This window comes from Micromonospora gifhornensis (assembly GCF_016863515.1).
Lineage (GTDB): Bacteria > Actinomycetota > Actinomycetes > Mycobacteriales > Micromonosporaceae > Micromonospora > Micromonospora gifhornensis.
The window spans coordinates 52,867-77,337 of record NZ_BOPA01000002.1 but is presented as its reverse complement, the minus strand read 5'-3'; the positions used below and the strand labels follow the sequence as shown (position 1 = coordinate 77,337).

At 68.3% G+C, this 24,471-nt stretch carries 18 protein-coding genes; 11 read left to right on the top strand and 7 right to left on the bottom strand.

What is annotated here, in order from left to right:
• The first annotated feature begins 259 nt into the window (after positions 1 to 259).
• The 7 genes from Vgi01_RS00790 (at position 260) to Vgi01_RS00760 (ending at position 5,308) form a co-directional block, all read left to right on the top strand.
• The gene (locus tag Vgi01_RS00790) at positions 260 to 1,138 is read left to right on the top strand and encodes a helix-turn-helix domain-containing protein (RefSeq protein ID WP_204289852.1); all 879 of its coding nucleotides are present in this window, start codon (positions 260 to 262) and stop codon (positions 1,136 to 1,138) included.
• A complete protein-coding gene (locus tag Vgi01_RS00785; RefSeq protein ID WP_204289851.1) occupies positions 1,131 to 1,331 on the top strand; it encodes a DUF397 domain-containing protein in 201 nt (66 codons plus the stop codon). The genes Vgi01_RS00790 and Vgi01_RS00785 overlap by 8 nt, the downstream gene beginning before the upstream one ends.
• Positions 1,332 to 1,597: 266 nt before the next feature.
• Complete coding sequence (locus Vgi01_RS00780; RefSeq protein ID WP_204289850.1) at positions 1,598 to 1,858, top strand: hypothetical protein; 261 nt, start codon at positions 1,598 to 1,600, stop codon at positions 1,856 to 1,858.
• Positions 1,859 to 1,874: 16 nt separating this feature from the next.
• The gene (locus Vgi01_RS00775) at positions 1,875 to 2,510 is read left to right on the top strand and encodes a hypothetical protein (RefSeq protein WP_204289849.1); all 636 of its coding nucleotides are present in this window, start codon (positions 1,875 to 1,877) and stop codon (positions 2,508 to 2,510) included.
• Positions 2,510 to 3,157: a hypothetical protein gene (locus Vgi01_RS00770; RefSeq protein ID WP_204289848.1), complete on the top strand. Its 648-nt coding sequence runs from the start codon at positions 2,510 to 2,512 to the stop codon at positions 3,155 to 3,157. The genes Vgi01_RS00775 and Vgi01_RS00770 overlap by 1 nt, the downstream gene beginning before the upstream one ends.
• Positions 3,158 to 3,229: 72 nt before the next feature.
• Positions 3,230 to 3,946: a helix-turn-helix domain-containing protein gene (locus tag Vgi01_RS00765; RefSeq protein WP_204289847.1), complete on the top strand. Its 717-nt coding sequence runs from the start codon at positions 3,230 to 3,232 to the stop codon at positions 3,944 to 3,946.
• A 33-nt stretch (positions 3,947 to 3,979) separates the two neighbouring features.
• A complete protein-coding gene (locus Vgi01_RS00760) occupies positions 3,980 to 5,308 on the top strand; it encodes a helicase-associated domain-containing protein (RefSeq protein WP_204289846.1) in 1,329 nt (442 codons plus the stop codon).
• Positions 5,309 to 5,328: 20 nt separating this feature from the next.
• Here the strand turns inward: Vgi01_RS00760 and pglX are convergent, their stop codons facing one another.
• Genes pglX through Vgi01_RS00740 form a run of 4 tightly spaced genes read right to left on the bottom strand, consistent with a single transcriptional unit; the run spans position 5,329 to position 12,605 of the window.
• On the bottom strand, positions 5,329 to 8,820 hold the full coding sequence (gene pglX / locus Vgi01_RS00755; protein WP_204289845.1) for a BREX-2 system adenine-specific DNA-methyltransferase PglX: 3,492 nt from the start codon (positions 8,818 to 8,820) through the stop codon (positions 5,329 to 5,331).
• Positions 8,821 to 8,854: 34 nt separating this feature from the next.
• On the bottom strand, positions 8,855 to 10,504 hold the full coding sequence (locus tag Vgi01_RS00750; RefSeq protein ID WP_204289844.1) for a DUF262 domain-containing protein: 1,650 nt from the start codon (positions 10,502 to 10,504) through the stop codon (positions 8,855 to 8,857).
• Between the two features lie 12 nt (positions 10,505 to 10,516).
• Positions 10,517 to 11,359, bottom strand: coding sequence for a hypothetical protein (locus Vgi01_RS00745; protein ID WP_204289843.1), 843 nt, complete (start codon positions 11,357 to 11,359; stop codon positions 10,517 to 10,519).
• Complete coding sequence (locus tag Vgi01_RS00740) at positions 11,349 to 12,605, bottom strand: AAA family ATPase (RefSeq protein ID WP_204289842.1); 1,257 nt, start codon at positions 12,603 to 12,605, stop codon at positions 11,349 to 11,351. Before Vgi01_RS00740 ends, Vgi01_RS00745 begins: the two co-directional genes overlap by 11 nt.
• A gap of 103 nt (positions 12,606 to 12,708) precedes the next feature.
• Here Vgi01_RS00740 and Vgi01_RS00735 point away from each other — a divergent pair, with 103 nt between their 5' ends.
• The gene (locus tag Vgi01_RS00735) at positions 12,709 to 13,749 is read left to right on the top strand and encodes a hypothetical protein (RefSeq protein WP_204289841.1); all 1,041 of its coding nucleotides are present in this window, start codon (positions 12,709 to 12,711) and stop codon (positions 13,747 to 13,749) included.
• Here Vgi01_RS00735 and pglW read toward each other — a convergent pair whose 3' ends face one another.
• Entirely contained in the window at positions 13,750 to 17,907 is a 4,158-nt protein-coding gene (gene pglW / locus Vgi01_RS00730; protein WP_204289840.1) for a BREX system serine/threonine kinase PglW, read from the bottom strand.
• 124 nt (positions 17,908 to 18,031) lie between these two features.
• On the opposite strand from pglW, the gene Vgi01_RS00725 reads away from it, so the two are divergent.
• Positions 18,032 to 19,171 (top strand): site-2 protease family protein, encoded by a 1,140-nt coding sequence (locus Vgi01_RS00725; protein ID WP_204289839.1) that lies wholly within the window; start codon positions 18,032 to 18,034, stop codon positions 19,169 to 19,171.
• Between the two features lie 219 nt (positions 19,172 to 19,390).
• On the opposite strand, the gene Vgi01_RS00720 is transcribed toward Vgi01_RS00725, so the two are convergent.
• On the bottom strand, positions 19,391 to 20,626 hold the full coding sequence (locus tag Vgi01_RS00720; RefSeq protein ID WP_204289838.1) for a D-arabinono-1,4-lactone oxidase: 1,236 nt from the start codon (positions 20,624 to 20,626) through the stop codon (positions 19,391 to 19,393).
• A gap of 59 nt (positions 20,627 to 20,685) precedes the next feature.
• Between Vgi01_RS00720 and Vgi01_RS00715 the strand changes: the two genes are divergently transcribed.
• Complete coding sequence (locus tag Vgi01_RS00715) at positions 20,686 to 21,084, top strand: hypothetical protein (protein WP_013735311.1); 399 nt, start codon at positions 20,686 to 20,688, stop codon at positions 21,082 to 21,084.
• A 2-nt stretch (positions 21,085 to 21,086) separates the two neighbouring features.
• On the opposite strand, the gene Vgi01_RS00710 is transcribed toward Vgi01_RS00715, so the two are convergent.
• The gene (locus tag Vgi01_RS00710; protein ID WP_102660001.1) at positions 21,087 to 22,016 is read right to left on the bottom strand and encodes an LLM class F420-dependent oxidoreductase; all 930 of its coding nucleotides are present in this window, start codon (positions 22,014 to 22,016) and stop codon (positions 21,087 to 21,089) included.
• A 268-nt stretch (positions 22,017 to 22,284) separates the two neighbouring features.
• Here Vgi01_RS00710 and Vgi01_RS00705 point away from each other — a divergent pair, with 268 nt between their 5' ends.
• A complete protein-coding gene (locus Vgi01_RS00705) occupies positions 22,285 to 24,468 on the top strand; it encodes a carbohydrate-binding module family 20 domain-containing protein (protein ID WP_204289837.1) in 2,184 nt (727 codons plus the stop codon).
• The last annotated feature ends 3 nt before the right edge of the window (positions 24,469 to 24,471 follow it).

Here is a 24,471-nt window from a genome sequence, read left to right as displayed (position 1 = left end):
CGGCAACAGGGCAGACATGGCCGCTGAGCAGCAGTTCCACAGTGGCCGCAAACAGAGTCAAGCACTGCAAGCATTCAATTGCAATGTCGCAATAGCGTCTCTTGATCAGAGATCTTGCTATAGAGGTTTACTGTTCGTGACGTGTCTATTGATTCTGAGACACTCGGCAGCTTCAATTGGACAGAAGAATGTCGAACCAGCCAAACCAGCCGAACCAGCAAAGGACGGACAGTTGTCACAGTCAGTAGCAGGATCGACGATGCTGAGGCGTCAGATCGGACGCAAGTTCGAGTCACTGCGCAAGGCAGCAGGGCTCACGATGGAGCAGGCTGCGGAGCGGTTGGATCGAGCACGGGCCACGTTGCATCGGATCGAGAACGGCGCCGAACACGTCCGCTTCCGCCAGGCTGACGTACAGCAGATGCTCGACCTGTACGGCGCCTCCGATGACGAGCGGGAACTACTGCTCGCGCTGACGGCGGCGACGCGTGAAAACAAGAACTGGTGGCATGACTACATCGGCGCTGGCCTGCCACGCTGGTTCCAGCTCTACGTTGGTCTCGAAGCAGCGGCTTCCACTATCCGCCAGTACGAAGCCGAACTGGTACCCGGCCTGCTTCAGAGCCGCGCCTACGCCGAGCAGGTCTTCAAGATGCCGGGCGGTGCGATTGATGCTGCCGACGAGCAAGAGCAGCAGCGTGCCATCCAACTCCGCGTCGACCGGCAAGCACTCCTCACGCGCTTCTCCCCTCCGCAACTCAGCGTGATAATCAACGAGGCCGTGTTGCGTCGCCCCGTGGGCAACGCGACGATCATGGCTGCGCAACTTCACCACATCGCGAAAGCTGCGGAGCTACCGAACGTGACCGTCCAAGTTCTAGATTTTTCTGCCGGGCTGCACGCGGGCGCGATGGCCGGAGCCTTCTCGCTCCTGGAGTTTCCCCGGGACACTCATGGCCGGGAGGTCGAGCCGCCTGTTGCGTACCTCGATGCCGCGACCGGAGCGATCTACCTCGACAAGCCTCACGAGACGGCTGCCTACAACACGATCTGGGCCGACATGGCGAGTAGAGCCCTGAACGAGTCAAGATCCTTGAGCCTGATCCAGCAGATCGCTAAGGAGTACTCTCGTGTCTGAGTTGATCGGTGCGGTGTGGCGCAAGTCCAGCCGCAGCAACAACGGCGGCAACTGTGTCGAGGTCGCCGATAACCTGCCCGGCGTTGTCGGGCTGCGAGACAGCAAGGACCCTAACGGGCCAGTTCTCGCGATCAGCCCGGCAGCCTGGACCGCCTTCGTGGTGGGCGTGAAGCGGGAGACCTTCGACGTCTGAGTCGGTGGGCGCGGGTCGACGACCCGCCGATGCGGCGAGCAGACCTGCGCCCTCAACCAATCGAGCGTGACAGGGGACCCCGCGCAGCCTTGTTGGAAGCAGTGGACAAGCGTTGAGAGGACGGCGACTGTGGAAGAGATCAGCCGCCACCAAGCGCATCCTCCGCCCACCCGCTGACCGATGAGCGATCGGGGGCTGACGGACCGTACATGATTCGGTACGGTCGCTGCGGACGTGTTCGATGCCCACGGGGAGGAGTCGTCGCGGTGGCGTCGATTGAGGAAATCAAGGCTGGCATCAATCGGTTCGGCCAACAGACGCAGCAGAGCGTCGTACAGCTTCGCGCTGTGCATGACTCGTTGGAGCAGAGCCTCGCGCTGTTGCAGGCCGTTACCGCCGGCACCAGCCACCCGGCTGTCGGCCAGGCGATCAGTCAGATTGAGCAGGTCAAGACCAAGCTCAACGAGGCATCCCAGCTCGCGCTGGGCGCGGTCGAAACCACCAGGCGATACGCCGCCAGCTTCTGACACCCAAGAGGTTCCCATGCCACGCGTCATCGTTCCCGTCGGCCTGTCCATGGGCCCGCGCTACCGCTACGTCCGTCCGCCGGACCCGATCCCCGAGTGCTACGAAATCCACCTCGGCGACGACTTGATCGAGCTGACCGAAACCGAAGCGGCTGTCTGGGCAGCCGCTTTCGTGGACGCCGAGCGGCACGCCAAACTCGAAGCCAACCGCGAGTCTCTGATCCAGCTGCTGGAAACCGCACCAAAGCCGGAACCCCAGGCCGCCCGGCTGGTCGACAGCCTGATCGCTCGCGGCCTCCTCGTAGAGTTCGACACCGACGGCAACCTAGAGCCGGTCTTCCGCCGCCACAAACTCCTTCCCCTCGGTGAGGGCCTCGGCTCCACCCCCGAGGAACCCCATCTCCACCGCATCGGCCACGCCGGCCAACCCAAGGTCGCCGTACCGGTCGACGTATACGGCCTCTGGTCGTTCTCCTGGCGCGATCCGAATCTATGGCAGGCGTGCGTGCTCTATGCCGACGACTCGGAGAACGTTGCGGAGGGCGACGAGCCGTCGGACAGCACCCCTGGCGAGGTAGCTCACGACATCGCCGTTCATCTGCCCCTGCTCATAGCCGTCAGCTGCGGCTACCTGGACCCGATCTCAGCCTGATGGGCTGGCGTAAGGAGAACCGCCGCAAAAAGCAGGTTGAGCGGCCGTTCGCGCGGCGGTTGAAGTACGAGAGCGCCAAGGAGGCGCTCGGGAAGCTGGTCGAGTGGGGCGGCGCTGGCGTCGGCATGCTGGTCGGCCTCGGCAGCGCCAAGTACGGGTTGCCGGTGTCGCCTGCCGTCGCCTCCACTGGCGGAGCGATCATCGGCGGCATGGTCGGCTCGCAGGGCAAGGCGTTCGTCGTTGCCGGCATCGACCACTTCCGCGAGCGACACGAGCAGAGAAAATCCTCCGCACCGGCGGACGGATCTCGCCACCGGCCGAGGCGGCGCACGGGCAGCAGCGGCGGAACCGGAGTCGTTTCCGTGGCACGCGCACAGGGCAGCTCGGCCAGCATTGCCGGGCAGGTGATCGGCGGGCTGGACAATGTGATGGCTCAGCTCAATCGGGCGTCGCGGCAGCTTGCCAAGCTTCATCGCACGATGTGGGCGAGTCAGAACGAGCTCAACGCTGTACTGGCCGGGGGGCGGCCGGATGTGGTGGGCGGCCTTGAGGACGCCCTCACCACGGCTCGGAACCTCGTGCTTGACTCGCCCGATCTGCTCCGCACCTGCACCGACACCATCAGGGGCTACCGCTCCAGAATCTGACGCCCGGAACACCGGCATCAGGTTCCGCGTGGCGGCTTTGACGATGAGCAAGGTGGCACCACGATAGCCCGCGTGGAATCGAAGGAGTTGAAGGAGCGGGCGCAGGCGCTGCGGTCCGCCGGTCAGACGCCGAAGCAGATCGCCCGGGAGCTAGGTGTGACCCGCGCGGTGGTGACCCGGCTGGTCCGTGGGGTCGACGTCGTACGACCGGCGCGCGTTCACCCGTCGGAGTTGCCGCTGCTGGGATGCTGGATCAGCCGACAGTGGAGCAACGGGTTGAGCATCACCGATCGGCCGACCGACTGGGTGGACGACAAGGAGCTGCCCGAGATGGCGATGGGTGCCGGGCTGGTCAGCGTCATGGTCGCTCGTGCCGAGAACGGTGGCGTGACCACCTGCGGCTTCCTGGTCGACACCTACTGTCTCGGGGTGAAGAACGCCCTGCCGCCGGTAACCAGCGCTCCGGAGGAGATGACGGGCACTGTGGCGGAGTTCTTCTCCGCTTACGACGCCGAGCCGCTTCAGACGCCCCTCGATCTCGCCCGGCACCTGGTCTTCGGCGCGGTGGACTACGCCCACAGCCTCGGCTTCGAGCCGCATCGTGACTTCTACAGCGCCGCCCCGCACCTCGGCGCCTGGGAACCGCCGAGCCGTATCACCTTCGGCCTCAACGGCAAGCCCTACTTCCAGCAGGGCCCACACGACAACCCCGAGCGAATCATGCGTACCCTCGACCGGACGGTCGGCCGTGACAACTACCACTTCACGATCGTCCCGACAATGCTTTGAGGACAATCATCGAACGAGGTGGGAGGCGCACGCGTGGCCGAGCAGGTGGCCGGGTTCGTACGCCGGACCGAGCGGTACGCGGCCGAGGACGTACACGCGGTGCTGCGCCTGTGTGACTCCGGGCGGCTGCGGTGCAGCGAGAAAACGCGGCGGCCGGCGGCGGCCACCGTGGTCGAGGTGGCCAGGACACTGTCCTCGGGTGACTTCTATCCGGACGAGCCGATCGCCGCGTTCGCCTGGCCGCTGCTGGTGCAGGCGGGCGGTCTCGCCGACATCAGCAGCGGGAAGCTGCAACTGACCGCGAAGGGCCGGGCCGCCCTCGGCAAGCCGGCCGCCGCAGTCGTGCAGGCGCTCTGGCGGTCGTGGCTGACCAAGGGTCTGATCGACGAGTTCAGTCGGGTCGAGAACATCAAGGGGCAGCGCGCCGCCAATGTGCTCACCGCGCCGAAGGCGCGGCGGCAGAAGGTGTCCGAGGCGCTCACCGCTCAGCCAGTCGGCGAGTGGGTCGACGTGGACGATCTCTTCGCACAGATGAAGCAGACCGCCTGGTCACCGCGGGTGGTGCGCAGCGAGCGGGCACTCTGGAAGCTGTACCTAGAGGATCCGCAGTACGGCAGCCTCGGCTACGCCGGGTTCGGCGAATGGGAGTTGCTGGAGGGCCGCTACACCCTGGCGGTGCTCTTCGAGTACGCGGCGACGCTGGGCTTGATCGACGTCGCCTACGACGAGCCGGGCGGTGTCCGCGACGACTATCACGAAAACTGGGGTGCCGACTCTCTCGACGCCCTCAGCCGATACGACGGGCTGCGGGCGATCCGCCTCAACGACCTCGGTGCCTACGTGCTCGGTGTACGCAGGTCGTACGCCCCGCCGGAGCCGGAGGCACCCGGGCGTACGGTGAAGGTCCTGCCCAACCTCGATGTCGTGGCTGTCGAACGCCTTTCCCCGGCCGAGTTGCTGGTGCTGGAGAGCTACACCCGCCGCACCGGTGACTACGTCTGGACCGTCAGCCGGGAGAGTCTGCTCGCCGCCGTCGATGCCGGACGGCATCCGGACGAGTTCGCTGCATTTCTGCGGGACCGGGCCGCGCAGACCGAACTGCCCGGTGCGCTGCTGGCGCTGTTCGATGAAGTTGCCGAGCGGGCAGGGCGGCTCACCGACCTGGGGCAGGTGCGCCTCATCGCGTGTGCGGACGCGGCGCTGGCCGCGCTGATCAGCAACGACCGGAAGCTACGGTCGCTGTGCCAGCTGATCGGTGACCGGCACCTGGCCGTGCCCTTCGACCGAGAACAGGACTTTCGGCGGGCGTTGACCACCCTCGGCTATGCCGTGCCAACGAGCACGTCACGCCGCCCCGGATAACCTCCCCCGGCATACAGGTCTCAGGGCAACTCCGGCACGCCCCGCAGCAGGGTCAGGGCCGAGCGGTCGGAGCTGAGCGCGGCAAGCTCGGCATTGATGAAGTCGGTGAAGAACTCGGCGGGTGATCCGGGGAAGGCAGGATGCTCGCCGGAGTGCCACTGGTGTAGCCACGGCTCAATCTCGGCCAGGCCCGCGAGCAGCGGCAGTAGCCGGTGCGCCGGCCACACCTCCTGCGTCTTGCGGTCCAGGTAGACGGTGGCCAAGGCTTGGGCCTGCGCCAGGTGGTCCCACCCGGCCCAGCCGAGCAGCTCGCTGCCGTCGCTGTCCCGGCCCGCTCCCGGGTACGAGATGAAGCGCTCCTTCGGCACGTCCAGCTTGCCGCGCGCCTTCCAGTACGACGGCCGTACAAAGTCTGGCGAGCTGTACTTCGGCGGCACCTCGATGGTGACCTTCTCCCCGGCGTCCTCCCGGCGCTGCAACGCCCACGTCCGCTCCCACTGCGCCCGCTTGCGCAGCCCGGCCGGCTTGTAACGCTGCGCGGGAAGGTACGGCACATGCTCATCGGCGACCAACTCGCCAAGCGCCCGCGTCAGGTCATAGTTGTCGTGCCCGACCCACAACTCCAGCACCGCCCGGAAATCCTGATCGCCGCTGACCCGGTCGGCGAGCTGTGCCACCGACAACGGCACCGGCTGCCCACTCCACAACTCCGGAGCCTCCAGCCGATCGAGCAGCCAGTCCCGCAACGCGACCGACTGCATCTTCTCCCACCCGTCGGTCGACCAGCGCCGCTTGCACTCCGGCCGCTCGATCAACCCGATGTGCCGGTTCGACCCGATCACCTCGATCCGGCGCTCCACCAGCGACCGATACTCCGCCGGCCACTCCGCCCTGGGCCGGTCGATCGGCTTGGACCCATGCCGGTTGAACCACTCGGTCTGCGTCCCGCTGGTGTGCAACACAATCTCGAAGGCCCGCTCCCCCAGCTTCAACTCCGGCGGATCGGCGCAGGTCAGATCCTCATCGATCAACCCGTAGAGCCGGTAGACCTCCCAGTCCAACTCCTCCTGAAGCGCGATCATCCGCGCCCGCACCGAGTGGTACTCCGCCTCAGCCTCCGCAAGCCGCTGCCGACTAGGCACCCCGGAGGCGGCAACCGCCGCCGGGGTCAAGCCCGACAGCCGCTGCGCCAGCCCATCCAACTCCCGCGCCCGCCCTAACGGGTACGCCGAAGGCAACGGAAACTCTTGCAGCTTGGTCCCGGTGAACTCGTAGAACCGCTCCCACTCCTGGCTCTTGAAGCCCTCATTGACGCCCTGGCTCCCCTTGTTGTGGCTGACCTGCTTGAGCCAGAAGCAGGCGGTGGAGCTGTTCAGCACCCCGAGCAGCCGCAGGTGATCATCCTCCGTAGCCCCCTCCGGCAACTTGATCACGGGAGCGTGACGATTGAGGACGCTGTTATCACGATTCAGCATGAAGTGGTTGTGAGTAGAGACGCAAACGAATGCAATCAAACGTTCGGCAGCAACTCTTGACCACGACAGCATTGCGTATTCGTGCCAGGCCATACCGCGCTGTTCTCGCCGTTGGCCGAAGATTAATCCTGCCCTAAGCCTGGCACGATATGGCCAAAACAATGGCCCCGGTTGAAGTGCAAGAAGAGGCTGTTGACCCTCATACGGCCACAGCACGAACTCGGAAGTATTCACCCAATCTCGGACAAGGTCGCCCGTAATGAATGGACGAACAGGAGGTTGCTGCTGCAACCAAGTCGGCGGTCGGCGTTTACCGCCGACGAAGACCTCGTCGTCTCCAGTAATCGTATGGGGCCCGACTGTACTGTCCAGTTCATCCCTGAGCCGGTACCCGGAGGACTCCAAAGAGGTCAGAAGCCCAGCCGCGCCACCACCACTGAGACTCCATGGATGAGTTGCGAGTTGGAAGCGAGGGCAATCCGTGACACTGATCCACTCAGACTCGTACCCTGGAACGTCAACCTGGTTCTTGATGTCAACCCACACCGCTCCTTCTTCCGCCTCTTCTGGTTTGGACGGCTCACCTCGAATGCCAAGTACGGTGCGGATTGGCCTGCTATAGCGAGGGCTGACAAGACGGCTTCGTCCAATCAGGATGACAGTCGGAGTACCGTGGTGTGGGATGTAGGCACCTGAAGTGTCTATCACCTCGGTCAGCTCAACACTGCTCGCGAGGTAGTCATTGATAAATTTCTTCCCGAACTCGCGCTTCATGAAGCCGTTGCCGGTGATCTGACCGACGTGACCTGCACCATCGCCGTCATGGTCGCCGCGCACAGCCAAGTCGAAAAACCGCTGGGCGAACGGCACGGTCAAGGCGTACTTGCCGGAGCAGGTGTCATACAGCCCCCGGTAAAGCTTGTTGCGCGCCGGGTCGGAGACGGTGATGTAGGGCGGGTTGCCGACCACCACCGTGTACTGGTTCTCGGCCAGGTATTCCTTGAGCAGGTCGGCGTCTTCGCTCTCGTACGCGAAGATCTCCCTGCCCTCGATGGCGGCGAACAGGTCGCCTTGGGCTCGGGAGGAGAAGTCACCCCAGGGCAGCAACGAATCGCCGGTGGCTACTCGGACGGGGAAGGCGGGGGTGCGTTCCAGTTTGGTGAGTTTGCAGGCTTTCGTGGCGGCGATGAGCAGGCGGAAGCGGGCGATGGCCACCGCGAAGGGGTTGATGTCGACGCCGGTGACCTGGCCGAGGGCCCGTTCGGCGAGGATGCGTACGTCGGTGCCGGGCTCGCGGTCTTGCCACTTGCGCAGCAGGCGGTGGAACGCGCCGAGCAGGAAGTGGCCGGAGCCGCAGGTGGGGTCGATGACGCTGGTCTCGGCGAGGCCGAATTCCTTGACCGCCGGCTCGAAGGTGCGGTCGAGGATGAATTCCTCGACGAACTCGGGGGTCTGCAACAGCGCGTACGTCTTTTTGGCGTGCGCGGAAAGGTCCTGGTAGAGGTCGCCCAGGAAGCGGGTGTTCAGGTCGTCGCGGCGTAGCGACTCGGCACCGGCGCCCCGGCGGAAGAAGTCGCTGAGGTCTTCAGCCGCCGGTCCGGAGATGTCGAAGCGCCAGACCGGGTTGTGCTGATCGAAGATCTTGCCGGTGGCGCGCAGCCCGGCCAGGTAGCGGAAGGCTTCGCGCAGCCAGTGCCGGTCGTTCTCCTTGGGATGGGCGATCAGGTACGCCTGCCGGTGCTGCACCGCCTGCTCGGCGGGGGCGGCCGGGTCTGCGCCACCGATCCAGAGGCCGTTTACCAGCTCGTTGTCCTCGCAGAAGCGGACGAAGACACAGCCGAGCACCCAGGCCACCGCCGCCTGGTCGAGGATGTCCTCCAGCCAGGTCTCGAAGCTGACCCCGACCCGTTCGGCGGCCTGCGCCCTGGCGTACTCCTGGCGCAGCTCGGCGCGCAACCCCGGTGTCTCCGCGACCTGGCCGCGCAGATCCTCCACCAGGTTCTTGACCTGCGCTTGCAGTGCCTTCAGCTCGATCACTGCTAGATCCTAAGGTCTGCCGCTCGCACGGCCGTCATTCCGAGTCGTCGTCGGCGTCGCCTTCGATGGCGCCGAAGACCGGCACGTCGAGGCGGTCGGCGAAGGCCCGGAGTCGCTGCTCCAGGAACTCGGTGCGATCGTCGACGAAGATCTGGTTGCCGTTGCCGCCCTCGCAGAGCCGCCGCCACGCCTTGACGGGGATGCCGTGGCTTTCCAGGATCTGCTCATCCTTCGGCAGGTTGAGCCCTTTGAGCGCGGCCAGCACGCCGATGTTCGGCGTGGTGGGGAAGATCAGCCGGTTGGCGGGTCGGCTGTCCTTCGGCACGACGTGCCGGAATATCTGGATGTCCGCGGTTTCCAACAGTTTCACCACGTCGAACGGCTGGCCCAGCATGTCGAGCCGCCGAGGGAACTCCGACGACTCCCAAGCCACGTACGCCTTGGTGCGGGCGCTGTTGAGGGTGAATGCTCCGGGCATCGGTTGCACGTCGCTGAGGTCCGGCCGTAGATCACCCGTGCCGCTGGCGAACGTCTCCATCTCCACCAGCGCCTTGCGCAGGACGGTGGAGGTCGCCCCTGCGAACGCGCTCGACCAGGAGGTCACCCAGAACCAGCGGCGCAGCCGGTCGTACTGCCAGCCGCTCGGCTCCGGGCAGATGTGGAAGAACATGGCCAGCAGCACCAGCTGATGTGAATACGGCAGGAACTTCGCCTGCGGCAGGTTCACCCCGGTACGCAGGAAGCGCGCGGCGAGGTGCACCGCGCGATCGGTCTGCGGCAGGGCGTCGTGCAGCCGGTTCTGCATGTAGTTGGCGACCAGGTTCCACCGGGGCGACATGATGTCGTTCTCCCCGGCGATCGCCAGCAGCGCGCGGAACACCGCCTGCCGGGGCAACTCGCCGAAACCGGTGTCGGCGACGGCCGCCACGATGTCGTCGATCCGGCTGGCGAGGGACGGCTGCTCCTTGCGGTACGTCAGGGCGGAGACCATCTGGTCCGGGTCCATCCGGGTGCCGGTGCGGTTGAGCCGGGCGTAGACGTTAACCGCCTGCTCGATGCTGGCCCCGTCGAGACGTACCAGCGTCAGCTTGTATCCCTTGATCCGCTGGGCGACCGCCTCGGCCTCCCGGATCAGCGAGTCCGCCTGGTCGGGATCCTTGACCGCCAACTCCACTCGCTGGAAATGCCGAAGAAAATCCCGGGTACGCATCACCGCCGCCAACGGCAGCAGATGCGGCAAGAACTTGCCGGACCGGTGGTGGCGGTAGCGGTCCGAGCCGAGCGGATCAGGGCGCAGGTCCCGGTAGATCTGCCAGATCCAGTCCGCTTCGTTCTGCGGTGGGCCGTCGCGCAGCGGGCGGTTCAGCACCCCGAACAGCGTCGACACCCGCTGGTGCCCGTCGAGCAGGTAGGACACCTGGCGGCCCTCGGGCGGCGGCGGAATCGGCAGGCCACCGATGCTGTCCAGTGAGGGCACCCGCTGGTTGGTACGCCAGAGCAGCAGGCTGCCGATCGGGTAGCCACGCTCGATGCTGTCGAACAGCTCCAGCATCTGGTTGGGCCGCCACACAAAGGGGCGCTGGAACGCGGGCACCCGGATCTCGCCCCGACCGATGCCGCCCAGCAGATCATCGACGAGTGCGATGGTCGGGTCGGGCCGGATCTCAGCCTGGTCGGCGCGCATGGTTCCAGTCTCCTACAGGATCCGGTTGATCATCGCGAGCAACTCCCGCAACTCCGCCACGACCTCCGGCCCCAACTCGGCAAAGTCGTCTTCGGTCAAGCAGGTGTGCTCGGCGATCAGCGGCTTGGGCATCTTGCCGCCGAAGTGCTCTTTGACGTCGAGGTAACGCCGCTCCTCAACACTTTTGCTGCGCAGGGCGTCCACCTTGGGCTGCCTCGTCGGCAGGCTCTCCTCCCAGGCCCGGCAGGGGATGTAGTTCTCCATCTCCCGACAGCCCCACAGGTGCAACTCGACGCCGTCGATCTCCCGAATCTTCGCGGCGTAGGTGTCGTTTCGCGTCCGGTGCCCGGCATTCTTGCGGTCGCTGTCCATGATCGCCGCCAACCGGACCAGGATGGCGAACTGCCGGCGACGACGCTCGACGAACAACGGCATGCGGTCCTTGCCGCCTGCGTGCCTGACGGTCAGCCAGTCGGCGCGGATAGCGTGCACGATGCGCTGCTCGTTGAACGCCGCAGCGAGCGCGAGCAGGAAGCACTCCTCGTTGATCTCGTCCTCGACCACCAGCACCGCTGGTTGGCTCAGATCCGCCACCAGATCCTTCAGCTCGGCGGCGGTGATCGGTGCGCGTTGCCCGGCCGGTGCCGCCACGGGGCTCGTGGCCCGGATGAACGCCTCCTCGACGAACGCCTTCACCCCGTCGAACGGCAGGGTGTCGGCGAAGCGAGCGGCGCTTTCCGCCGTCGTCCTGTCCGGCCGCCACTCGTGCCGCTGATGCATGAGTAGTTCGAGGAGCTTGACGACGGCGATCTTGTCGCCCTGGACGAACACCTCGGACTTGATGTCAAGATCCATAACCGCTCCGGCTCAGCTGCGCGCTCGCCAACGCCCGTGCCTCGTCGTAATCCTGCGAGAAGTAGCCCTCCGGCCAGCCAGCCCCGAGATTGCCCAGCTCGTCGATGGCCACCCGCTGCACGGTCGACACCCCGTCGCGCTGCTCCACCACATAGACCGCCACCATGTCGGGCTGGTACTTGCCCTCGGCGATGAGGCGTCTCAACCGCAGCAGCAGGGTCTCACTGTGAGTCTCGATGAGGAACTGGGTGCCGGTCGTGCGGGCGGTTTCCAGATAGAGATTCGCCAGTGCCGCGTGGGCACCCGGATGCAGGTGCATCTCCGGCTCCTCGACGATCTGCAGCGGCTTGACGCCGTCACCGCGCAGCTCGTCGAGCGCGCACTGCACCAGCACCGGCAGCACCTGCGCCAGCCCGGTGCCCGCGTCGGCGAGGTTGACCCGCACCGAGCTGCCCGGCCGGGTCAGCACCGTCGACCAGAGTGGACCTGCCGGGATCTCCTCGATCCGCCAGTCCGGCACGATGGTGGCGAGCAACTCGTTGACCCGATCGATCAGCTCTCCGCTGCGCCGGGCCTGGTCGTCGGCGAGGATGCCGTAGACCCCCTGGCCCTGCTCCCCTACCTCACGCGGCGTACCGAACGGCAGCCGATGCTGCCGCTCCGGCCGGTCCCGGTATGCACTGAGAAACCGAATCGGCCCCAAGGACGGCCAGTTACGCAGAGCGGGTGGCCACCCGATGCCCGATTCTCGCGCCCTCGGCAGGAGCCCTCGAAAGGTAACCGCCCGGATCGCGGGCTCTCCACCCGGCTCCCGCACCTCGTAGAGCAAACCCTGCTCGGTCAGCTCGATGCTCGGCTGAAGCCGAAGATCCAAAAGCCTTCCTGCTGCGGCGAGTTGCAGGCTGGACACGTACGCCGAGCGATCCTCGTCGACGTAGCGGATGGTTGCCTCCAGTTTGAACTCTCCTGGACCACCGGTTTCGACCCCAAGCGTAAAGCGGCCGTGGGTGCTCTGCTCGAAGATCAGGTCGGGGAAGCCGTCGACCGGCAACGGGTGCAGGCGGTCCAGGTCGAGCGGGGCGGTGCTGGAGGTGTCGAAGCCGGTAGCGATGACCAGTGGGGCGCGGGTCAGCACGCTCTTGCCGGAGTTGTTCTTGCCGAGCACCACGGTCACCGGGGCCAGCTCGACTTCCTGCCGATCCCGGAAGCAGCGATAGTTCTCCAGCACGATCTTGCGCAGCGGCATTCCTAGATTCCTACCACAGTCCGTGATCAGCAGGGCACCCCTCGACCGAGTACACAAGGTACAGTCGCCGACACGCTCAGGTTGAGGGGGCAACCACGTGGGCATGAACCCCGGCAACGTTCCACAGAAGTCGGCTGCTCGTCGAGGCGGGCGACACTGGGTGGTCGCCGCCATCGGCATGCCGATCGTGGCCGTGTCCTGGTGGTACGTCTACCGGCTCAATGTGCAGTTCAACCAGTGTTTCGCCGAACACGGCCCGGAATCCGCCGACGAGATCGATGGGGTCGCTGGGCCATGCCATTCCCTCCTGTTGTCGGGCGGCATTCTGTCGCTCGCCACCCTGGCCGGTCTTGCGGTGACCCTCATCGTCGGGCTCGTGCTCGGGGTCATCGACGGTCGTCGGCGACGCCGTTTCGCGTACGGCCGTTGGGTGTGTGTCGTCGTGGTCGGCCTCACCGGGCCGTGGGCGTTGCTTGCGTACGCACTGGCCTACGGCCTGGGAAGATTGCTGCCCGCCTACCGCCCACCTGCGCGCCGACCGCAGGACTCGGCTGGGCAACGGGGTTGGATCGAGGCGATCCACCTTTACCAACGGCTCGCTGCGGGAGAACCGCCACCGGTCGTCTACTCGCCCGACTTCATCGGGCCGGGCGTGGTCTACCTGGACGCCCCGTTCACCTACTCCCGCTACTACGGCACCACCGTCACCTACGAGCAGAGCAGTACCTTCGCCTACGGCCGGCCGGCGTTCGTCGTCGGTGCGGTGGTCGGCGACCTCATCGGCAACAGCGTCGCGCGGTCCCGCGCCGCGAGCTTCGCCCAGCCGCAGTGGCGAGACTTCGCGTACGCGCGGGTCATCGTCACGCCGACGACCACCTGGTGCTGTCTGGGCGGCCTTTGGCTGGCGTTCGACCACGACGTGGTCATGGGGTATTCCGTCGACGGCATGAACGCCCTGCTGACCTTCCCCGATGTGGAACCGTTGCGGCTGGGCGGCCCGTCCGTCTGGTGCCACGCCGTCATGTTCGCCTACGCCCGATTCGGGCCGGACCACTGGCAGACGGCACCGTTCCTGCACCCGGTACGCGAGGCGGTCGGCAGCCTGGCTCAAGAGCGACGGCCCACCGCACCCGGGTCCGACTGATCATCTAGCCCGGGTGCGGGGCTGGTCGACCGTATTGATCCAGTCATCGGCCAGGTAGAGGGACTGATTGGTCGGGGAGGTCAGCGGCAGCGGAATGCCGTCGAGCGTGGCCGACTCCGCGCGCCGGGTCGGGACCAGCAGCAGCCGGGCCGCCGGGCGAGGTCGGGTCGGGTCGGCCAACTCCTGCAGCAGTTCGAGCTGCCCGTACCGGGCCAGCGGTGCGGCCTCGGTGAGCAGTACCGGCCCGTCAGCGGCGGCGATCGCGGCACGTACCGCCGGCAGCACCTGGTGCCGGACGAGATCGACGAGGCTGCGGAAGTCCGCGTCCTGCGGCAGGCCGTTGTCGGCAGCCACGATCGCCTCCCAGGGGAAGCCCAGCGAACGCAGCCGCTCCAGCAGGATCGCCGTGACGTTCACCTCGGTCAGCGCCAGCCGGGCCAGCAGTGCCCGCCGGGCCGGGCCCAGCCGACGCCACGGTGCCTGCACGGCGAGGAAGGCGTGCCGGTCGATCGCCGCGGCGAGCCGGTCGCCCACCTCGTCGACGGCGTTGGGCTTGAGCAGCGGAGCATGACTGGTGCCCGTACGGGTGCCGGTGACCGATGCCAGCACAGTCACCGGTCCGAAGGTCCCCTCCTGCGCAAGCCAGGTCAGCGGCACCTCGGCCTTGGCCAGCAGGGTGGTGAGCGTAGGACGGCCCGGCAGCGGCTCGGCGCGCGGGAAGCGGCTCTGCACCCGGTCCCGCAGCTGCCGTTCACTGAGCCGCTGGCCGATCAGAGTGCCGGTGGACAGCCGCAGAGCGCGCTCGGCCGGCATGCCCACCGGGTAGAGCTGCCCCTGCGCGTTGACGTCCACCCGGTCGTTGCTGCCGATCGCGGCCAGTTGCAGCAACCGCAGATCGGCCACCGGCGGCAGGCCCGACGGTACGGGCAGTCGCCGCAGTTCCTCAATCGCCCGCTGCCGCGTTGGCAGCGGGTCCCCGTCGTCGGTCCGGCGCGGCTGCGGTGACCGGTCAACTCCGACCAAGTCGGCCGCGCGCCCGCCCAACGCCACCACGTAATCGAGGAAGTCGGCGGCGGTGACGTCGGAGGTCGGATCGTCCGGCTCCCGCCCGACCAGGACGAGCCCGGTCGGGCGCAGCCGCTGGATGGCCACCCGGGCGTCGCCGCCGGTGCTCAGTTCGGCCTCCACGGCGGCTCGGATCAGACCGATCGCCTGGGGCAGGCGTTTCAAGCCGGAGGTGTAGGAGCCGCGCGCCGCCATCAGCGCCTCGGCCAGCTCCACGGCCGACATCACCCCACCGCGGGCGTCGAGCAATGCCACGATCTCGTTGCGGACCGCAGTCAACGCCGGCTCGGCCCACCACACTTTTGCCTGCGCGGTGAGCAGTTTGGAGATCTGTGGCTGGCTGCGCCCGACGATCCCGGCCACGTCTTTCTGCGCGGGCCAGGACAGGAACGTCCCGTCATCGGCCGGCGCCTGCCCCAACAGCACAGCCAAGGTTCGATAGTTGCGCGACGTGGGCCCGGGAAGGAGAGTGGCGCAGAGCGCCTCCACTCCCTGCGCCAGCGGCCGGTCCGGCGTACCGGCGGTTTCGGTGCCGGCTGGCACGACCGTGCGCAGCGCCCGAGCCTTGGCGAGGATTTCCTTGCGGGTGGCGTCGGGCACGCCCTTGGCCCGGGTCAGGACCGACGGTTCCGCGTCGAGCAGGTCTCCGACAGTGACCATGCCAAGCCGTTCCAGCGCCGACCGGGCGCGGTCGGTCAGCTCGGCGGCAGCCAGTGGCGCCTCCCGGGTCAGCCCTGGTACCGCCGGTCCGCTCGGTGCCGCCTTCGGGATCTGCTGGAAGATGGCCCGCCAGGCGTCGGTCATCTCGTCGACGGTGTCGAACCGGGCCGCTGCCTCGCGGGCCAGCGCCCGTCGGAAGAACTCCACCAGCCGGTCGGCGACGGCGGGGTCGAACGCGCTGGCCTCCAGGGTCACCTCGTCGCGGATCGCCGCCGGGTTGGCGTTGTCGCCCCATCTGGGCAGCGTGCCCGTTGCCATCTCGTAGAGCACGACGGCCGCCGCGAAGCGTTCCGCCGCGGCGTCGTAACGCAGCCGGCGCGGTGGCCCGAGGAACGGATCGAGGTAGCCGACAGTGCCAGCGGTGATCCGATCGGCGGGCGTCTCCGACAGCGAGAAGTCGAAGACGCACAGGTGCGGCTGCTTGTCCTTGGGGCGGGGCCGGGCCGCCAGGTTTGCCGGTTTCAGGTCTCGGTGCCAGACTCCCTGCCCGTCGAGGTAGTTGACGATGTCGAGCAGATCCCGTCCGTACCGCTCCAGCAGGTCCAGCGCGAGCCGCCCGCCGCGCAACTCCTCGGCAAGGGTCTGCCTGCCGGCGCTCTCCAACAGCAAGGCGGTCCGGCCGCCGACCCGCACCGGGCCGTCGACCAGCGCGGCCACCTGGGGATGCTTCAAACCCGCGAGGGTACGCGCCTCCGCGGTCAGCCGTTCCTCATGCTGTTCGTCGCGGGCAACCTTCAGTACCGTGTCGTCGGCATCCCCCGGTCGCCGGACCAACAGGGCGACGGCGGTGGCACCGGACCCGAGCCGATCCTTGACCTCCAAGCCACCGTCTAGGACGTCGCCGCGATGCGCCGAGAGCGGATCGGTCACCGGCTCGGGTTCCGGAGCGGTCAGCTCCTCCCACACCTTTTCCAGCCCGGCGCGGATCGCCGCGACACTGGAAATCCGCTGCCCAGGATCGCCACGGGTCGCGTCGTAGACCAGGGTGACAAGCGTGTGTGGCATCCCGTCGACGACGGCATCCAGGTGCAGCCCGCTGTCTCGGACTGCGCTGACCAGTTCCTCCGGGCTCGCCGCCGGTGGGCTGCCGGCGAGAATCCGGTAGGCGATCGCGCCGAGCGAGAAGACGTCGAGCTGATGGCCGGGCAGCGCGGTGGCGTTCTCCGCCTCGGGCGCCTGGTAGCAGCGGACTTCGTCATCGAAGAACAGCTCCAGGCTCGCCGGGTCGCTGGACGGCCCCAACCGGGTGAGCTCGGTCGTCCCCTTCAACTGGCCACCGGTCTGCCAGTCGGTCACCACAAGCGTCGGTCGTGGCCCGTCCGGGTCAGCGACGTAGACCGCCCGGGGCGAGAGCGCCCGGTGCGCCAGCCGGCGGGAATGCGCGTAGTCGACGATCTCGGCGAGCTCCTGCACCAGTTGCAGCCGTTGGGCGAGCGTCAACGAGTTCCCGCGCCGCAACAGCCACTGGTCCAGGCGTACCCAGTCCTTCTGATGTTCGAAGACGACCGCTGGCCCCCACGGATGCTCGACCAGGTCGTGGGCCCGCGCCACCCCAGGATGGTGGATGCCCTGCAACAGGCGGAACTCCCGCTCCGCCGCCCGGCGGATCGCCGGCACCTCGTGCTCGGCCGCGCGGCTGGTCAGGTAGAAGCGCACCCGTCGCACCAACGCGGTGTCCATCACATGCCCGCCAAGGAAGTCCTGCCAGCCCAGGCCCTCGGCGAACGGCTTCGGATGCAGCAGCAGTTGGCCGATCTTGCGATCCGCCACCGACGGTCGGATCTTCGCGCCCCGGACCAGTTCGATGATCTGGCGGGCCCGGGCCGCGTCGACCCGGTGCGCCGGGTTACGCGGTGCGCTGAGCAGCAACTCCTTGATGCTGGGCAGGTCCGAGTCGTTTCCTGGCAGGCCGTAGACATGCTGGCGGCCGATGGCGTCCAGACCGCGGGCGTTCATGTTCCTGGCATGCAGGAACACCGCCGTGCCGACGTACGGTGCCTCGTCCTTTCGGCCCTGCTGCCGGGCGTAGTAGCGGATCAGGCTGGCCAGCCGCTTGGCCTTCCGGTTGGCCAGGATGTAGGGGTTGTCTTCCGGAGTCAGGCGGTGGTTGTTGAACCGACGCACCCACTGCGTTCCGTCGCCGTGGATCTCACCCTGCCAGTGCTTGAGTTCCAGCACATAAAGCCCGCTGGGAGTGAGCACCAGCGCATCAACCTCGTTGATCGAGCCGTCGGTGCCGACGAATTCGACGTTCGCCCAGACATGGAAGGGGTCGACGTCCGGCAGGTAGCTGGCCAGCTCGCGCAGCCCGTCCTGCTCCTCGTGATGGATGCTGGCGTTGATCTGCTCCCAGCGCGGCGAATCCTCACGCATGCGCCGACTCCTCCACCCCCGACCGGCAAACGATCCGGCTCAGCCATCGCACTTTACCTGGCTGCGGCTCAGCCGGCGTTTTCGACTCGGGCATGGGTTTAGCCTCCGGGGGTATCACCCAGGCATGAGGGCGAGTTTCGGGCTCGGTCGGATCGCGGGCGTACCGGTCGGCGTGAACTGGAGTGTCCTGGTCATCTTCGCGCTGATCTGGTGGGGGTTGTCGGCGAACCTGTTCCCGGCGTCGTACCCGGGTCGCCCGGTCGTCGCGTACGTCTTCGCGGGTCTGGCCGCGGCGGTGGTCTTCTTCCTGGGTCTGCTCGCCCACGAGGTGTCCCACGCGGTGGTGGCCAAGCGCAACGGGCTGGGCGTACAGGGGATCACGCTGTGGCTCTTCGGTGGGGTCGCCGAACTGCGGGGCGAGGCCCGTACGCCGGGCGCGGAGTTGCGCATCGCGGGCGTCGGACCGCTGGTCAGCCTGATCATCGGGGCGTTCTTCGGGGTGATCGCGATGGTCCTCGGGGTGGCCGGGGTGCACGGGCTGCTGCTGGGCGTGATGGCCTGGCTGGCCGGCATCAACCTGCTGCTGGCCCTGTTCAACGTCCTGCCGGCGGCGCCGCTGGACGGCGGGCGGCTGCTGCGCGCGGCGGTGTGGAAGGCCACCGGGGACCGGACCCGGGCGTCGGTGGTGGCGGCCCGGGCGGGTTGGGTGCTCGGCGTGGTGCTGATCGGGCTGGGGTTGTGGCGGTTCCTCAGCGGCGCCGGCTTCGGGGGGCTCTGGTTGGCGCTGATCGGCTGGTTCCTGATCGGCGCGGCCAGCATGGAGGAACGGCAGGCCCGGATGGGCAGCGCACTGCGCGGGGTACGGGTCGGCGAGGTGATGACCCCCCAGCCGCAGACCGCCTCGGGTGAGCTGACCGTGGCCGACTTCGTCGACAACTACCTGTTCGCGTACCGGCACACGGCGCTGCCGCTGACCGAGGACGGACGACCCGTCGGCCTGGTCACCCTCGACCGGGTGCGCGGCGTGCCGAGCGACCAGCGCAGCAGCACCACCCTGGAGGCGGTGGCCTGCCGAGCCGACGACCTGGTGCTCACCTCCCCCGACGAGCAGCTCACCGACCTGCTGCCCCGCCTCAGCGAATGCGCCGACGGCCGAGCCCTGGTAGTAGCCAACGGCAACCTGGTAGGCATCGTCTCCCCCAGCGACATCAGCCGCGCCGTCCAACGCGGCCACCTCCGCACCCAGGTCACCACCGACCACTAACCCACACCCCCACCCTCGCCCCGCCCCCGCCCCCGCCCTCAGCACCGCCACAGCACCGTCGATCTTGCACTTCCTGTCGGCGTAAATGCCCTGAAAAGGGGCGTATCAGCGACCAAAACTGCAAGATCGACGCGGGGCAGGGCGGGCGGGACCGCGGGCGGGGCGGGCGGGACCGCGGGGCGGGGCGGGCGGGACGCGGGGCGGGGTGGGTGGGGGGGGTCAGCGGGGGAAGAGGGGGTTGAGGGCGGGGGTGTTGAACTTGGCGGTGGGGTCCAGGTGGTGCAGCAGGGTGGTGAAGTCGGACCAGCGGGGGTAGGTGGCGGCGATCGCCTCGGGGGCGGTGGTGAAGACCTTGCCCCAGTGCGGCCGGGGTGCGAAGGGGGCCAGCGCCCGTTCCACCTCGGCGACCACCGGCAGCACCCGTGTCGTGTCGGCGATCCAGGTGAAGTGGATCGCGAGGCTGTCGCGGTGGTACTGCGGGCTGAGCCAGAGGTCGTCGGCGGCGATGGTCCGCAGTTCGCTGATCTGCAGCACCGGGGCGATCAGGTGTGCCACCTCGTCGAGGGCGGCAAGCGCGTCGGCCGCGTCGGCGCGCGGCAGGTGGTACTCGGATTGCAGTTCGTCGCCGCTGCTCGGGGTGAAACCGAGCCGGAAGTGCGGCAGCCGCTCGTGCCACGGCCCGGGCACGCCGAGCTGTTCGGTGCAGTTGGCCGTCGGCATGCCGGGCACCGGATGGCAGGGCCGGTCGGCCGCCGTGGTGCCGAGCCAGCCCGCCGGGGGCGCGGGCGCGTCCGCGAGCTGTTTGCGCCAGACCTGGGTGCCGCGCGTCGAGCGCCAGTCGGTGAAGACACTGACGCTGTACGCCGACCCGAGCGCCTCGTCCAGCGCCGGGCGGGGCAGGTCGAGGTGGACGTACTGGCGCAGGTCGAAGGTCGGCAGCACGTCCAGGGTGACCCGGGTGACGATGCCCAGCGCCCCGAGGGAGACCACCATCGCGGCGAAGTCGTCGCTGTCGCGGTGCACGGTGCGCAGCTCGCCGGTGGCGGTGACCAGTTCCAGACCGGCGACGGCGGTGGCCAGGTTGCCGTTGCGCTCGCCGGAGCCGTGGGTGCCGGTCGCGATCGCGCCGGCCACCGAGATGTGCGGCAGGGAGGCGAGATTGGCCAGGCCGTACCCCCGCTCGTGCAGCCAGCTCGCCAGGTCGCCGTAGCGCATGGCGGCCGGGACGTCGACGGTACGGCGTTCCTCGTCCAGCCGTACGTCCGCCGGCAGTCCGGCCAGGGTGACCAGGTCGCCTGTGGTGTCGCCGAGCGGGTTGAAGGAGTGTCCGCTGCCCACCGCCCGGATCCGGTCGCTGCCGGCCACAAGTGTCGCCAGCTCCGCCACAGTTGTCGGCCGGTGGTACGCCCGGGCGGAGTACTGGATGTTGCCTGCCCAGTTACGGTGCGTCGGCACTGCGACCCCCTTCTCCGCGGCGGCGGTTACCGCCGGCTCCGTCGGGGAACCCTACGCCGATGAGCAGCTACCGTGATCCCGCCCCTCGTGGCGACGTGTACCCCTCCGAGGAGGAGATCGATCCGGGCGGCAGCGGCGTCGAGCCGGCCAGCGGCCCGGCCGGGGCGTACGCCTCGGATGTGGCGAGCCAGCCCGGCCCGCAACCGAACCCGACGCCTGGACCGGCGCCGACGCCGGTGCCCACCCCGGGGCCGCCGCCGCGGCAGGCGGGCGGCGGCCGGTCGATCGTCAGCCGGCACCTGGACGGCTCGGTGCAGGTGGTCACCGACGTCGACGGCGACGGGGTGGCCGACGTGGTGCAGTTCGACCTCGACGGTGACGGGATCCCGGACGTCACCTACCTGGACAGTGACCGGGACGGTCGGCTGGACACCGTGGTGCGCTCGTCGGTCCGCTGACGTCAGAGCTGGCGCATCACCTCACCGGCGACCAGGTCCAGGTGGTCCAGGTCGCCCAGGTCGAGCACCTGCAGGTAGATGCGCTGGCTGCCGACGGCGGCGTACTGGCCGATCTTGTCGACGACCTCGGCGGGGGTGCCGGCCACGCCGTTCTCGCGCAGCTCGTCGGGCTCCCGGCCGATCGCGGCGGCCCGGCGGGCCACCTCGGCGTCGTCCTTGCCGCAGCAGAGCACCAGCGCGTTGGACCAGACCAGCTCGGTCGGGTCCCGGTCGATGCGCTCGCAGGCCGCCCGGACCCGCTCGAACTGGGTGACGGTGTCGGCGATCGAGACGAACGGCAGGTTGAACTCGTCGGCGTAGCGGGCGGCCAGTTGCGGCGTACGCTTCGCGCCCATGCCGCCGAGCAGGATCGGCGGGTGCGGCCGCTGCACCGGCTTCGGCAGCGCTGGTGAGTCGCTGACCTGGTAGTGGCGGCCGGTGTAGTCGAACGTCTGCCCCGCCGGGGTCCGCCACATCCCGGTGATGATCGCGAGTTGCTCTTCGAGCCGGTCGAACCGCTCCCCCAGCGCCGGGAACGGAATCCCGTACGCGCTGTGCTCGGCGTCGTACCAGCCGGTGCCGATGCCCAGCTCGACCCGTCCGCCGCTCATCTGGTCGACCTGCGCGACGGTGATGGCGAGCGGGCCGGGCAGCCGGAACGTCGCGGCGGTCATCAGCGTGCCGAGCCGGATGGAGCGGGTGTCACGGGCCAGTCCGGCCAGGGTCGTCCAGGCGTCGGTGGGGCCGGGGTCGCCACTTACCGACCCCATCTTCAGGTAGTGGTCCGAGCGAAAGAAGGCGCCGAAGCCCGTCTCCTCGGCGCGACGGGCCACGGCGAGCAGGTCGTCGTAGGTCGCGCCCTGTTGGGGTTCGGTGAAGATCCGCAGTTCCATGAGTCGAGCATAGAAAGCTCACGACCGTACCGCCCCGACTTGTGCCGCCGGTGTGAGCCACCGGTTGTTTCGAACGAAGTGGACGCAAATCCTTGCAGTGATTGCAGGCGTCCGCAAGGGCTTGTTCTTCATACGGGCGACGTGTGAATCAGAGGTTCCCAAGCATCGATGTCGCTGTTACGGTCACGCATCATCGCAACTTCTTGCATAACTTGCAGGAAACGTTGGCTACCACCACCGCTGCCTGACCGTCCCCCGAGGAGGGCCCGTGCGAGTTCCCCGTCCCCGCGCCGCGATACCCGCGGCCCTGGCCGCGACACTTGTCGCGGCCAGCCTCACCGTCGTCGCCGCCACCACCGCCCCGGCCAGCGCAGCCGAGGTACGCGCCAACGGCGACGCCATCGTTCACCTGTTCCAGTGGCGGTGGGACTCCATCGCCGAGGAGTGCGAGACAAACCTCGGCCCGAACGGCTGGGGCGGGGTTCAGGTCTCACCGCCGCAGGAACACGTGGTGCTGCCCAGCGCCGAGGGCGCCACCTACCCGTGGTGGCAGGACTACCAGCCGGTGTCGTACCGGTTGGACGCCACCCGGCGCGGATCGAAGGCCCAGTTCGTCGACATGGTCGAGCGCTGCCGCGCGCAGGGCGTGAAGATCTACGTGGACATGGTGCTCAACCACATGAGCGGCACCGGCTCGGCAGGTGCCGGTCCGGGCAGTGCCGGCACGGTCTACGGCAAGTACAGCTACCCGAACCTGTTCAACGACGGTTCCGGCGACAGCTACGGCTACGCCGACTTCGGGCCCTGCTACCGCAGGATCAACAACTGGGGCAACAAGCAGGAGGTCCAGGACTGCGAGCTGCTCGACCTGGCCGACCTCAACACCGCCGACCCCGAGGTACGGCGGAAGATCGCCAAGTACATGAACGCGGTGATCGACCTGGGCGTGGCCGGGTTCCGGGTGGACGCGGCCAAGCACGTGCAGGAGTCGCACCTGGCCGACATCATCAACCGGCTGCGTGACGTGCCCGGCTTCGGCGGCCGACCGGACCTGTTCCACGAGGTGTACGGCGACGGCACGATCCCCTACACCGCGTACGCGCCGTACGGCGGGGTGACCAACTTCGACTACCAGCGGTCGGTCTCGTCGGCCTTCCGCGACGGCAACATCGCGCAGCTGGGCAACCTGCCCCACTACGGTGGCCTGACCGGACAGCAGGCGGTGGTGTTCATCGACAACCACGACACCCAGCGGGAGACTCCGACGCTCACCTACAAGAACGGTGCCCGCTACTACCTGGCGGACACGTTCATGATGGCCCACCCGTACGGCCGGCCCCAGCTGATGTCGAGCTACGCGTTCGGCTCGGTGCACGGGCAGGGCCCGCCGAGTGCCTCCAACGGCACCACCCTGGCCACGGACTGCACCAGCAGCGCCTGGATCTGCGAGCACCGCGACGCGGGGGTGGCCGGCATGCCGGGCTTCCGCAACGCGGTCGCCGGCACCGGCATCGCCTCGGTGGTCACCGACGGCAACGGCCGGCTCGCGTTCGCCCGGGGCAACCGGGGGTACGCCGCCTTCAACGCCACCGGCAGCACGTGGAGCCGCAGCTTCAGCACCTCACTGCCGGACGGCCGGTACTGCAACGTGGGTCGGGGCGCGTACGACCGGTCGACCGGGGCCTGCCCCGGCGGAGCGGTGACCGTCTCGGGCGGCAGCTTCAGCGCCGCCATCCCGGCTGACCAGGCGGTGGCCCTGCACGTCGAGGCGCGCCTGGACGGCCCGACCCCGACGGCCACTCCGACCGTCACGCCCACCGCTTCCCCGACCGCCTCCCCGACGCCGACGGCGAGCCCGTCGCAGCCGGCCGGGTCGACCCGCTTCACCGCCACCGTCACCACCAACCCCGGCCAGGAGGTGTACGTGGTCGGTTCGATCCCGCAGCTCGGCTCCTGGAACCCGGCCAACGGGGTGAAGCTGTCCACCACCTCGGGCAGCTACCCGACCTGGAGCGGCGCGGTCGACGTCCCGGCCGGTACCGCCTTCGAGTGGAAGCTGGTAAAGGTCGGCAACGGCGTGCAGTGGGAGAACGACCCCAACCGCACCGGCACCGGCGGGACGACCTTCACGGTGACCTGGAACCAGCCGGCCACCAACCCGCCCGGCGAGGCCACGGTCTCCTTCCAGGCCACCGCGAGCACCACGTACGGCCAGCACGTCTACGTCGTCGGTGACCTGCCCGCCCTCGGCGGCTGGGACCCGGCCAAGGGGGTACGACTCTCGCCGACGGCGTACCCGGTGTGGACCGGGCAGCTGAGCCTGCCGGCGGGCACCGCCTTTTCCTACAAATACGTCAAGCGCACCGACTCCGGCCAGGTGGTCTGGGAGTCGGGCGCGAACCGCACCGCCACCGCGTCCGGCTCGGTGACCCTGACCGACACCTGGCGCTGACCG

Bases quoted from the DNA above. Each gene is read 5' to 3' on its own strand.
- Vgi01_RS00740 (WP_204289842.1), bottom strand. From the start codon at position 12,605: ATGCCGCTGCGCAAGATCGTGCTGGAGAACTATCGCTGCTTCCGGGAT.
- Vgi01_RS00745 (WP_204289843.1), bottom strand. From the start codon at position 11,359: ATGGATCTTGACATCAAGTCCGAGGTGTTCGTCCAGGGCGACAAGATC.
- Vgi01_RS00770 (WP_204289848.1), top strand. From the start codon at position 2,510: ATGGGCTGGCGTAAGGAGAACCGCCGCAAAAAGCAGGTTGAGCGGCCG.
- Vgi01_RS00750 (WP_204289844.1), bottom strand. From the start codon at position 10,504: ATGCGCGCCGACCAGGCTGAGATCCGGCCCGACCCGACCATCGCACTC.
- pglW (WP_204289840.1), bottom strand. From the start codon at position 17,907: ATGCGTGAGGATTCGCCGCGCTGGGAGCAGATCAACGCCAGCATCCAT.
- Vgi01_RS00790 (WP_204289852.1), top strand. From the start codon at position 260: ATGCTGAGGCGTCAGATCGGACGCAAGTTCGAGTCACTGCGCAAGGCA.
- Vgi01_RS00710 (WP_102660001.1), bottom strand. From the start codon at position 22,016: ATGGAACTGCGGATCTTCACCGAACCCCAACAGGGCGCGACCTACGAC.
- Vgi01_RS00725 (WP_204289839.1), top strand. From the start codon at position 18,032: ATGAGGGCGAGTTTCGGGCTCGGTCGGATCGCGGGCGTACCGGTCGGC.
- Vgi01_RS00775 (WP_204289849.1), top strand. From the start codon at position 1,875: ATGCCACGCGTCATCGTTCCCGTCGGCCTGTCCATGGGCCCGCGCTAC.
- Vgi01_RS00715 (WP_013735311.1), top strand. From the start codon at position 20,686: ATGAGCAGCTACCGTGATCCCGCCCCTCGTGGCGACGTGTACCCCTCC.
- Vgi01_RS00735 (WP_204289841.1), top strand. From the start codon at position 12,709: ATGAACCCCGGCAACGTTCCACAGAAGTCGGCTGCTCGTCGAGGCGGG.